Below are 11,146 nucleotides of genomic sequence, written 5' to 3' on the forward strand. Positions count from 1 at the left end.
GGATTATTTAAAAATAATATTTACCCAAAGACAAACCTAAACAACCTGCTTAAAAATCATTGTTACAAACTACTCGACAATCCGCTCCGGACAAGAATATACATTAAAAGAACTGCCGCGGATAAAACCAACTGCTGTAATATTCAAATCCTTTGCCAGCTTGATTGCCAAGTCGGTTGGAGCAGATTTTGAAAGGACAATCCCTACCCCGATCTTCGCAGCTTTCAATAGTACTTCAGAGGAAATCCTGCCGCTGAAAACAATGATTTTATCACGGACAGGCACTCGGTTCAAAATGCTATAGCCAAATAATTTATCTAAGGCATTATGCCTTCCTATATCCGTCCTTGACGCTAACACTTCTTCAGGATTACAAAGGGCTGCATTATGTACTCCGCCTGTTTCCTGAAAGACCTGTGAATTGTTTTGCATCTCGTTCATAAGTGCAATGGCTTGAGAAGCGGTAATCGTCGTTTTTGCTGTTGAAGTTTTCGCAGTCCTGGAATCATTATGGAAATAGAATTGGCGGCTTTTTCCGCAGCAGGAACCAATAAAACGTTTAGAGTAATATTGCTGGTTAGTGGTGGTTTCCGCTTTTAGCATGACATAAGCATACCCACGGCTTTCATCAATACTCATGGAATGAATATCACTGTAGAAACGTATGACTCCTTCTGATGCCAGAAAACCGACAACCATTTCCTCAAAATGTGTTGGTGTACAGACCATGGTTGCAAACTCCACGTCATTCACAAAGATTGTCAACGGAAACTCATTGACGATGACATCCTCCACATCCTGGAATTGTCCGTTTAAATATTTTGTAATGATATATTTATCACTCATATTTTCCAACATTGTCTTCACCTTAGCTTCTAAGATTTTGAGAATATTAAAATCTAAACACAATCCCATCTTTTTCACAAGAAATATTTACAACACATTCATAGTGTAAAATTGATTTAGCAAGCTTAATAGGTGTTGCATCTGCATTTATTAAGTGATAGAATTTTTTTGAAGTTCACAAATCCGTAACATTTTGATTCGAGATAGCGACCCTGTCGTCGGTTAAGATGTCCAATGGAAATGTAAGCGATTAGCAGTTGGTCCGATAGTAGCGAAACCTGCTTAGTACTAACCGTCAATCTTTCTTTAGTCATCCCCCGCTGCCTAGGGGATTTAAAGAAGTTGGCGGTTTTTCTGTTTTTTTGGCATTTTACATACTTCATTTTCTTGAACGGATGTTTGATATTCAAGCATGGTATCGCTATTTGACAGATTACAGTTTTTAAGAGATTTTCCAAAAGGAAATAAGGGGGAACAAAGGATGAAAAAAACAAAGAATCGTTGGCTTATTGCAGCTTCGGCAGTGGGAATTCATATTTCCATTGGATCAGTATATGCCTGGAGCAACTTTACGAATCCATTGATTGAAGAATTCGGCTGGACATCAAAGCAGGTTCAATTTACATTTAGCCTCGCTATTCTTTTTTTAGGCTTATCAGCGGCCTTTCTTGGACATTTTGTTGAAAAGCACGGACCGAGAAAAGCTGGTTTTCTGGCAGCAGGCTTTTTCGGAGCAGGTATATTAGGCTCTGGACTGGCAGTAAATCTTGGCTCATTGCCACTATTGTATATCACTTACGGCGTATTGGGCGGAATTGGCCTTGGGGTAGGTTATATTGCACCAGTATCAACACTAGTGAAATGGTTCCCTGACCGCCGTGGTCTCGCAACTGGCCTTGCGATCATGGGATTCGGATTTGCGGCAGCCATTTCCAGCCCGGTTATGGATTCGTTAATAAAGTCTGTTGGCACAGCCAATACATTTTATATTTTAGGCGCAGCATATTTCATTATCATGACTCTATCGTCCCTTTACTTAGAAAGACCACCTGTTGATTGGGCACCAAAGGGCTTTAAGGAAAAAGCACAATCAGGAAAAATTAAAATTAAGCAGGACTTAGCTCAGCTGACAGCTAATGAAGCGATTAAGACCTCTAGATTTTATTATTTATGGGTTATGCTATTCATTAACGTAACATGCGGAATTGCCATACTATCGGCAGCAAAACCTTTAGCAGAAGAAAGCATCGGGCTGACTACCGCAGAAGCAGCTGCACTTGTTGGCGTAATGGGTCTTTTCAATGGCTTTGGACGCATTGCATGGGCTTCTATTTCAGACTATATCGGCCGTCCTAACACTTACACTATATTCTTTGCGACACAAATCATATTATTCACTTTGCTTCCACATACAAAAGAAGCATTCCTTTTCCAGGTCATGCTAGCGATTGTTTACACAATGTATGGCGGAGGATTTTCAGCAATTCCGGCATTCATTGGAGACATGTTCGGAACAAAACAGCTTGGTGCGATTCACGGATATATCTTGACTGCATGGGCAGCCGCAGGATTAGCAGGCCCAATGTTTGCAGCCTGGATGAAGGATAACACAGGCAGCTATGCGACGAGCTTAACATTCTTTGCCGGTCTATTTGTAGTTGCACTCGTAGTTTCGATTTTGATCCGCAGGGACATTCGTAAATTGCGGGAACAAAATGCAGCAAATGAAAGATTGGCTGGTTAATTCTTTTTAATTGCTTCTTCGTATGGTAAAATACCTATCATCTCATAACCTGTACAGATGACCGGAGGATAGTATGAATAAATACGAGGCAGAGTTCAGCAATCTGGTCCGCTCCTTCAGAAAAAAGCATATGGGCAAAGGACCAAGCAAAATTACCACTACCTTCTGCAAAAACTGGGCAATCTGTGAAATGGAAGGAAACCTTTCTCCTGTTGAGAAGTTCATTGCCACTGCCAATGAAGGCAAGCAAGCATTGAGGGCTGCCAGAACTGAAATGGTGAAGGACATGTACCGTAAAAATCCGCCAGTTGATATGGAAGAATTCCTCGGATGCAAGTTTGTCGAACTTTTTGTAGATATAGATATTGACCGTGATTTTGGAATGTCCATCTTTGTTTTTGATGAGGATATTCAAGCGAAATATTGTTAATAAAGGTATGGCACTTGGCAGCGATCCTGCTAAAGACTAACCACCGTCATTACTCAAAACATGTTTTGAGTATACGGTGGTTTTTTCTATTTCAAAGACTTTAAAATCCAAAGTTTTAATAATTAGTAGAAACATAATAGGAGTGTTTTAAATTGGGAAAAACAAAACATCCAGGACCACAGAAAAAAGCGGTTATGCCTGCACCAAAACATTGGGTTAGCCCGATCCCTTTTGGACTTGGCAAGGTAAAGCCTAAACATATAAGAGATACGTTTAAAACCCTTTGGGACAATCGGGATAACTTCGGTTACGCAACAAATATTTTAACTAAAGGTGTATGTGATGGCTGCGCTCTTGGTGTATCCGGACTTCACGACCAGACCTTGAATGGACCACACATCTGTACAACAAGGCTGAATGTACTTCGCTTGAACACTGCAGGTTCCATCGATAAGGAAATCCTCCATGCTGATATTGATGAATTAAGGAAATATGACAGTACCCAGCTTCGAAAACTAGGACGCATTCCATATCCAATGATCCGCAGAAAAGGCGAACGAAATTTCTCACGAATCACCTGGGATGAAGCAATGGATATGATTGCAGAAAAAATGAAAAAGCTGGATCCAAAACAGTACGCTTTTTACCTGACAAGCCGTGGGATTACAAATGAATCCTATTATGTGGCTGGCAAAGTATCACGATTCCTCGGAACAAACAATATTGACAATGCAAGCCGGATTTGCCACTCCCCTTCCAAGACTGCCCTTAAGCGTTCCATTGGAGTTGGTGCTTCTACTTCTAACTACTTGGATTGGATTGGCACGGATGTGCTCCTGTTTTGGGGAAGCGTAGCGTCAAACAGCTCACCTGTTTCATCGAAATACATGCTTGAAGCAAAGAAAAAGGGTACAAAGATTATTGTCGTTAACCCTTACAAGGAACCAGCAATGGATGAGTATTGGATTCCATCAAATCCTGAATCAGCATTATTTGGAACAAAAATAGCAGATGATTTTTACCAGGTTAACATTGGCGGGGACATCGCGTTCATGCATGGTATCATGAAGCATTGGTTTGACATGGAAAAAGTTCAGCATGGTTCAGCTATTAACCATGAATTTGTTGATCAGCACGTTAACGGATACGAAGAATTGAAGGAAAAAGTCCAGGAACAGTCATGGGAGGAGATTGTCACTTCCTCAGGTGTTACAAAAGAACGCATAATTGAATTGGCCGAGCTGCTGGCAAACAGTAAAAATGCGGTTTACGCATGGGCATTGGGATTGACGATGCATTCTTTCGCAACTGACAATATCTCACAGGTTGCAAACCTTGCGCTCCTTCGAGGTCACCTGGGAAGAAAATATGCTGGTCTCATGCCATTCCGCGGTCATTCCTCTGTTCAAGGAAGCGGAGAAATGGGAGCTGATCCATTCGTTCTACCAGGCGGAGATTTTTATGGCGAAAATATTAGGCGCATTGAAGATATATGGGGATTCGAGCTTCCAAAATGGCAAGGCGATATCGTCGGAATGACACTTGAAAATATCCTGCTGCCAGAAGATCACGAACGGAAGATAAAAATGTATTATTTATCCGGAGGGAATTTCCTGGAAACGATGCCGGACCCTATCTTTGTTGAAAAAGCCTTGTCTGAACTTGAAATTCGCGTACATCAGGATATCATTCTGAATACCTCGACTCTTGTTGATGCAAAAGAAGCTGTCATCGTTCTCCCTGCTAAAACTCGTTATGAGCAAGAAGGCGGCGGTACATCCACATCTACGGAACGAATGGTTTATTTTAGCCCGGAAATTGAAGGAAATAAAAACCAGGTTGAGGAAGCGCGTGCCGAGTGGAAGATTTACATCGATTTAGCCAAACGAGTCAAGCCCGAAACTGCTCACTTGGTTGATTTTGCAGATGGTCAAGAGATTCGAAATGAAATCGCCAGGGCAAATCCGAATTACGATGGAATTCAACACCTTAGCAAATCAGGAGATGTGTTCCAATGGGGCGGCGCATGGTTATGCGAGGATGGCATCTGCCCTACTCCTGACGGCAGAGGAAATCTCATCACTGTCGATATACCGGACCTTGGGAAGAAGGAAGGCCAGTTCATCGTAACCTCCCGCCGAGGCAAACAATTCAATTCAATGGTTTACAATGAGGTCGATCCACTGAATGGCGCAGGCCGTTATGATGTATTGATGAATGCACAAGATGCCCAGGACCTTAGCATCGCAGAGGGCGAAGGAATAGTGCTCTACAACGGCTTCGGAGTATTCCAGGGCAGAGCGAAATTCGTAGATATTTCAAGAGGAAATGTACAGGTCCACTTCCCAGAAGGAAATTTCTTATTGCCAAGAGGCAGATACGAGAAGTACGCCGGGATTCCTGACTACAACATTACAGTAACACTTGAAAAAGCAGATCGCTTTAATGCACGTAAAGATGTTGAACACCACGAAAAAAGGATCGAGGAAGATGAGCTGGATGCTCCAGCATAATAAAAGTAAAAAAGCTTGCAGATTTTGTGTCTGCAAGCTTTTTTAGGTCTAATTCTATTCATGTTTAAGAGTTTCTGAAATCCGAAGGAATTAATTCGTTCTTTTGGATTCCCCAAATGGAGTTCGAAAACCTCCCATGATTGCAGAGCCTTCGATAACACTAGCCAATATGAAAAGCTCAGCCCCTTAAATGACTTTATTCTATGTGCTCTTTATTATTAATAATTCGGATAGCCAGAACCTTGGTATCCCATACCAGGATATCCAGCGCCAGAGAATCCAGCACCTGGGTATCCACCTGGACCACAGCACATTGGTGGATAACCAAAAGGCGGGTACCCATAAAATGGGCGTGGATAAAATAATGCACTGCCTAATAATCCACCCGCAAAGGCGCCAAGGAATGGCAATCCAAAGCCTATGAATCTCTGGCCTCTTGCTGGATGTATATTTCTGTAACGATACATTAATGACCTACCTCCTTATCTATTTATGTTTACACTAATTTTATATGCGTCCACCTACAAATCCGCTTGGGCTAGGTAGTCTTTAGAAACTAATCAATGTCTTCCCTCCTACTTAAAGCTGGTAAGCAGCTGCAATCAGTATTTCTTCATATTTTCTGCATATTCTCTCTGGGTTGCATGGTTTGTCCGCCCCTCTCATAAGATGGTGAAAAGGAGGTTACACATGGTTACGTTCCATTTTTTTGTCTTTTTCACTCTTGGTATCGTACTTTTACTATCTATCTTTTTAACTAATAAATACAAAACTAAAATGCCAGAGATGAGGGGAATGACCATCTCTATGTCTATTGGAATGAATATTGGCTTAACTTCTGGAATCTTCCTTGGGACACTCTATCAGGGGGAGCTTTTCTACTCCACTTTGCTTGCTATGATCATAGGAGCTGTAAGCGGGGCTGCGTGTGGTTTCAAACTGGGCGTATCTTGTTCAATTGAAGGCTTCATGGCAGGTGTAATGGGCGGAATGATGGGAGCGATGCTGGGTGAGATGCTCGAACCTGACAAATCACTGATCCTCATCAATATCTTTTTGGCTCTCTCAGTATGTTCGTTATTTTTATTTAAAATCTTGCCCAAATCCACTAAAACAATTAATTCAATAACTGGCATGATCAAACCCATTGTGGTGTTTATCTTTATTTCCGCTTACCTCCTTTTTGGAAGCCAGTTAGGAACAAACTGGGCTGAAAATTTCCATGACGGTTCCGGCAGCCACAATTATCAGCAGGATGGAAACCATGAACACTAGTGGATATAGAACCAAATATAAAAATCAATCTATATAGAAATAATTTTTATAAAAAAGATAAATGCCAACGAGAAACGGTTATCAATCTACCGTTTCTTTTTTATCTGGCTCTGTTCAACTCGTCTGTTGATTTCCGCCCCAGGCTCCCGCCTTCCGCTTGACTCAAAAGAATCTAAAAACAACAACGTCCTTTAATACAACCTATTATTTACAGTGGAATACACATAGCAAAGTGGAATTTCGTTGATCCTTAACTAAATCTGAAATTTTCACTTTCCTTCTATTAAATAACTGTTTGCTTACAAAGAAAAAAACCGCATCACCAATTGTTAGTTATGGCTAACAATTAGGATGCAGTTTCAAAAAATAATGATGATTTTATTGTTTAACTACAGGCTGTGTCTCCTGTAAAAGCAAACCGGACCTTCTGTTGTTTGTCACAATAATGTATACCGCAGCAACAGCAATTGCAACCGCAATGAACGATCCAATATTGAAAATTCCTTTCTGTGAATACCAAACAATTGAGTAGCCTACGGATCCAGAAAGCAATGCGTAATAGGTGAATGGGAAGAGCGTCTTCCGTATGACCGCGCCTTCTTTTCCGACTAAGCCCACGACGGCAGAAGCGGCTACAACGTTATGAACACATATCATATTCCCTGCTGCTCCTCCTACTGCCTGAAGTGCAACGATCCATGTAGGATCTACACCGATTTGTGAACCGACATCATATTGGAAAAGGGCGAACATCATATTACTGACAGTATTACTTCCCGCAATAAACGCTCCGATTCCTCCAATGAAGGTTGAGAATAACGGCCAGTTATCCCCTGCTAATGCTGCTACTCCATTTGCAAGTTCAATCGGCATCTTATCAAAGCCTGCAGCTCCACCGCCGGTATTCAGAAATACCTGAACCATTGGTACTGTGAAAATCAGGGCTGTTGAAGCTGCGATCATCGTTTTCCCTGATTGTGTCCACGCTTTCCTGTATGCGCTTCCATTCATTCCGTGAAGGAAGAATGTAATTAAAGACACGAGGATAAAGATAGTTCCTGGTGAATATAAAGGCTGGAAGCTCGATGTTATCCCAGAACCAAAAATATCTTCAAGCGCAACAACCTTTGATTTTAACCATTCTGCGATAGGAAGGGAATTCAATCTGGACAGTACCAGGAATACTCCTACCAAAACATATGGAGCCCATGCGCGCATCATGCTCATACTGCCACTTTTGTGTGCGACATCCTTAATCTCCAGCTGGCCGATCCAATCAGGATCCCACTTGGATTTTTCTTCAAAATCCCAAGTTTCTTCTTTTGGCGGCATAAGGAATCCTTTTTTCGCTGCAAAAATTACAATTGCTAGTCCTACCAGGCCGCCAATCATTGATGGGAATTCTGGCCCAAGGACGTTCGCGACAATAATATAAGGAATCGTCATAGCAAAGGATGAGAAAAGTGCGAACTTCCAAATCTTGATTCCTTCAGAGAATGACTTGTTTTTGCCAAAATACCTTGTCATTAACGATACAACAAATAATGGCACAAGCGTACCTGCAATCATGTGGAGGAAAGCAACTTTCACAGCGATTATATCTACAAGACCTAAAAAGTCATTTGTGATTCCCGTGTCGGCTGATAAACCAGTAAAGACGCCTACGAGCATTGGTGTCCCAACTGCCCCGAATGATACGGGTGTACTTTGAATAACCATCCCGGCAACTACTGCTGCCATTGCGGGAAACCCGAGCCCCACTAGCAAAGGCACTGCAACCGCAGCTGGTGTACCAAATCCTGCAGACCCTTCAATAAATGAGCCAAACAACCAAGCTATAATAATGACCTGAATCCTGCGGTCTTCAGAGATATCAGTGAATCCCTGGCGGATCGTTTTAATCCCACCGCTTTCCTGTAAAGTATTTAACAGTAAAATTGCTCCAAAAATAATGTAAAGAAGTGTTGCTGCTACAATAAGTCCGTGAACGGAGGCGGCAGCTACATTTGCTCCCGGCACCTTCCAAACGAATAAGGCAAGGCCAATTGCAATTACATAAGAAATTGGCATTGCTTTACTTGCTGGCCATCTAAGTCCGACCAGGAAAATTCCTACCGCGAGAATCGGCAGCAAAGACAAAAAAGCTAGCATTCCAGTACTCACCAAAAATCATCTCCCTTTTGTTTTGTAATAGAAAACACCTTTCCGCAATGTTGCGCATTGCGGAACATTGTTATATAACTATAAGAATTTTGTTATATAACACCTATTACCAATTATACAAACCTTACGGATGAAATATCAACAATTTTGTGAAAATTTAGATTATTATATTATAAAAGTAATTTAGTTTTCATGTCTTTACTAGCCAGTTAACCTATTTTCTATTTAAAACTTTAACTATGCTTATAAATTTATTTAACGATGAAATTCTGGGATTTTACTTCATTAACTCTAGGCTTAAGTGCCGACTTCTGATTTTCCCCGCCAGAAAAGTAAAAAAAGTTTGTCTGAAATAACATTTTGTTATTCAGGCAAACTTTTCTTGTTTAAATCATTTGATTTTGTTTTGTATATCCTAACCTTGATGAGATTTGAAAACCAGTTTGGATAATCTTGCTTTTAAGCTGCTGCAGCCTTTCTTCAGTCATTCTCATTGTCGGACCAGAAATACTCACCGATGCTGTTACTTTACCCAGATGATCAAAGATCGGAACTGCAATACATGTAATTCCATTCTCATTTTCCTCCAGGTCGAGAGCATATCCCTCTTGCTTTACTTGCACTAATTCCTGAAAAAATGCATCTTTATCTGTAATCGTCTTTTCTGTATGCATTGGCATGCCTTTTCGGTCGAGAATTTCATGCACCACTCCGGATAGCTGGTGTGCAAGAATTGCTTTACCAACAGATGTACAGTGCATAGGTGCCCGCTTCCCGACTTTGGAATGCATCCTTAATGTTTCGTTTCCTTCCAATTTTTCAATATACACTACCTCGCCCTGGTCATACACAACAAGATGGATCACTTCATTGGTTTCATTCTCAAGCTCTTGCAGAAAAGGTCTTGCTTCTGCTCTTAAGTCTATGGAATCAAGAAGCTTAGAACTGACTTCCAAAAATTTGTATCCGAGTTTATATCTTCCGGTTTCCTCATCTTGTTCTATATAACCATATTGGGCAAGAGTAGATAAAATACGGTATACAGAGCTCTTATTGATATCAATTTGTTTAGAAATCTCTGTTACCCCTAAGCCGCCTTTTTTCATTCCGACCAAGTGAATGATATCAAGTGCCCGGCTAACCGATTTGACAACATTCTCTCTTTCCATTCCACTCACCTCAAGACTGCCTCACTCTTAAAATTGTGCTTTATACGCCACCTAATTGTAGCACACTATGTTTACAGCTTTTAACGGTGTGCAGCTGACTTTTCCTTCACAGATGCGAAGACATTTTTAAGAGTTCCTATTTCTTCAATTTCACATTCTATCACATCAGCTGCTCCAACAAACTCTGCCCCTACAGGACTGCCTGTGAGGATAACGTCACCTGGTTTAAGTGTCATGACATTTGAAAGATAGGAAATCATTTTTCTTATCGGGATGATCATAAGGTCAGTTGGGCTGTTCTGTTTTTCAACGCCGTTTAATGAAGCTTTTACATTAACGGAAGACGGATCAAGTTCTGTTTCGATAACCGGCCCTAATGGAGTGAAGGTGTCAAAAGACTTCCCAATTGTCCAGTGCCCATCCTGGTGGAAAAACCTTGGTGCAGTTACATCATTGCCAATCGTATAGCCAAAGACATAGTCGAGAACATCTGCTTCAGCAATATTTTTTGCTTCCTTTCCAATGACAACAGCAAGCTCAGATTCGAATTTCACCTGTTCTGCACCTTCAGGAATGATGATTTCCTTTTCTGGTCCAATAACTGAGGATACTGGTTTAAAGAAGAATACTGGAATCTCCGGAAGTTCAGCTGGTAAATCTTCTTTGTTTGCCACAAAGTTCGCACCTATACCAATAACTTGATTTGGAACAAGGGGTGCAAGCAAGCTCACTTCATCCCTTGAAAAAACCTTCCCTGAATAATCCCAACTTCCAAAAATGTCACCCGTGATTTCCTGTATCGTGTCTTCGTTCACTACACCTGAATATACTTTTGAGTCAATTGTAAATCTAGCAAATTTCATTTTATTGCTCCTTTCAAATTTCAATTTTAATAGAGAGCTATGTATATAAGCTCAAGTTTTTCTCAGGTTGCTTCTAAAATTGGCTCTGTTAAACAGGGCTGTTGATTTTCGTTCCAGGCGCTTCGCTTTCCGCGGGGCTGGCG

At 41.2% G+C, this 11,146-nt stretch carries 9 protein-coding genes; 4 read left to right on the forward strand and 5 right to left on the reverse strand.

Going from position 1 to position 11,146, the window contains the following annotated elements; genetic code table 11:
• Window positions 1-69 precede the first annotated feature (69 nt).
• Window positions 70-858, reverse strand: coding sequence for a formate dehydrogenase accessory sulfurtransferase FdhD (fdhD, locus tag WB217_RS17085; protein ID WP_423994488.1), 789 nt, complete (start codon window positions 856-858; stop codon window positions 70-72).
• A gap of 469 nt (window positions 859-1,327) precedes the next feature.
• Between fdhD and WB217_RS17090 the strand changes: the two genes are divergently transcribed.
• The 3 genes from WB217_RS17090 to WB217_RS17100 all read left to right on the forward strand — a co-directional run bounded on the left by WB217_RS17090 (window position 1,328) and on the right by WB217_RS17100 (window position 5,533).
• Window positions 1,328-2,590 carry an L-lactate MFS transporter gene (locus tag WB217_RS17090; RefSeq protein WP_423994489.1) on the forward strand — a complete coding sequence of 421 codons (1,263 nt, stop codon included), beginning with the start codon at window positions 1,328-1,330 and terminating at the stop codon, window positions 2,588-2,590.
• Window positions 2,591-2,663: 73 nt separating this feature from the next.
• The gene (locus WB217_RS17095; protein WP_423994490.1) at window positions 2,664-3,020 is read left to right on the forward strand and encodes a DUF2294 domain-containing protein; all 357 of its coding nucleotides are present in this window, start codon (window positions 2,664-2,666) and stop codon (window positions 3,018-3,020) included.
• A 152-nt stretch (window positions 3,021-3,172) separates the two neighbouring features.
• The gene (locus WB217_RS17100; RefSeq protein ID WP_423994491.1) at window positions 3,173-5,533 is read left to right on the forward strand and encodes an FdhF/YdeP family oxidoreductase; all 2,361 of its coding nucleotides are present in this window, start codon (window positions 3,173-3,175) and stop codon (window positions 5,531-5,533) included.
• 218 nt (window positions 5,534-5,751) lie between these two features.
• On the opposite strand, the gene WB217_RS17105 is transcribed toward WB217_RS17100, so the two are convergent.
• The gene (locus tag WB217_RS17105; RefSeq protein WP_423994492.1) at window positions 5,752-6,000 is read right to left on the reverse strand and encodes a hypothetical protein; all 249 of its coding nucleotides are present in this window, start codon (window positions 5,998-6,000) and stop codon (window positions 5,752-5,754) included.
• A 223-nt stretch (window positions 6,001-6,223) separates the two neighbouring features.
• Here WB217_RS17105 and WB217_RS17110 point away from each other — a divergent pair, with 223 nt between their 5' ends.
• Entirely contained in the window at window positions 6,224-6,808 is a 585-nt protein-coding gene (locus tag WB217_RS17110; RefSeq protein WP_423994493.1) for a hypothetical protein, read from the forward strand.
• A gap of 378 nt (window positions 6,809-7,186) precedes the next feature.
• Here WB217_RS17110 and WB217_RS17115 read toward each other — a convergent pair whose 3' ends face one another.
• The 3 genes from WB217_RS17115 to WB217_RS17125 all read right to left on the reverse strand — a co-directional run bounded on the left by WB217_RS17115 (window position 7,187) and on the right by WB217_RS17125 (window position 11,003).
• Window positions 7,187-8,971 carry an L-lactate permease gene (locus WB217_RS17115; RefSeq protein ID WP_423994494.1) on the reverse strand — a complete coding sequence of 595 codons (1,785 nt, stop codon included), beginning with the start codon at window positions 8,969-8,971 and terminating at the stop codon, window positions 7,187-7,189.
• Between the two features lie 386 nt (window positions 8,972-9,357).
• The gene (locus tag WB217_RS17120; RefSeq protein ID WP_423994495.1) at window positions 9,358-10,140 is read right to left on the reverse strand and encodes an IclR family transcriptional regulator; all 783 of its coding nucleotides are present in this window, start codon (window positions 10,138-10,140) and stop codon (window positions 9,358-9,360) included.
• An 80-nt stretch (window positions 10,141-10,220) separates the two neighbouring features.
• A complete protein-coding gene (locus WB217_RS17125; RefSeq protein WP_423994496.1) occupies window positions 10,221-11,003 on the reverse strand; it encodes a fumarylacetoacetate hydrolase family protein in 783 nt (260 codons plus the stop codon).
• Window positions 11,004-11,146 lie beyond the last annotated feature (143 nt).

The sequence above is a fragment of the Mesobacillus sp. genome (genome assembly GCF_049588175.1).
Lineage (GTDB): Bacteria > Bacillota > Bacilli > Bacillales > Cytobacillaceae > Mesobacillus.

Coding starts and splice junctions, on each gene's coding strand:
- fdhD (WP_423994488.1), bottom strand. CDS start 858: ATGTTGGAAAATATGAGTGATAAATATATCATTACAAAATATTTAAAC.
- WB217_RS17090 (WP_423994489.1), top strand. CDS start 1,328: ATGAAAAAAACAAAGAATCGTTGGCTTATTGCAGCTTCGGCAGTGGGA.
- WB217_RS17095 (WP_423994490.1), top strand. CDS start 2,664: ATGAATAAATACGAGGCAGAGTTCAGCAATCTGGTCCGCTCCTTCAGA.
- WB217_RS17105 (WP_423994492.1), bottom strand. CDS start 6,000: ATGTATCGTTACAGAAATATACATCCAGCAAGAGGCCAGAGATTCATA.
- WB217_RS17110 (WP_423994493.1), top strand. CDS start 6,224: ATGGTTACGTTCCATTTTTTTGTCTTTTTCACTCTTGGTATCGTACTT.
- WB217_RS17120 (WP_423994495.1), bottom strand. CDS start 10,140: ATGGAAAGAGAGAATGTTGTCAAATCGGTTAGCCGGGCACTTGATATC.
- WB217_RS17125 (WP_423994496.1), bottom strand. CDS start 11,003: ATGAAATTTGCTAGATTTACAATTGACTCAAAAGTATATTCAGGTGTA.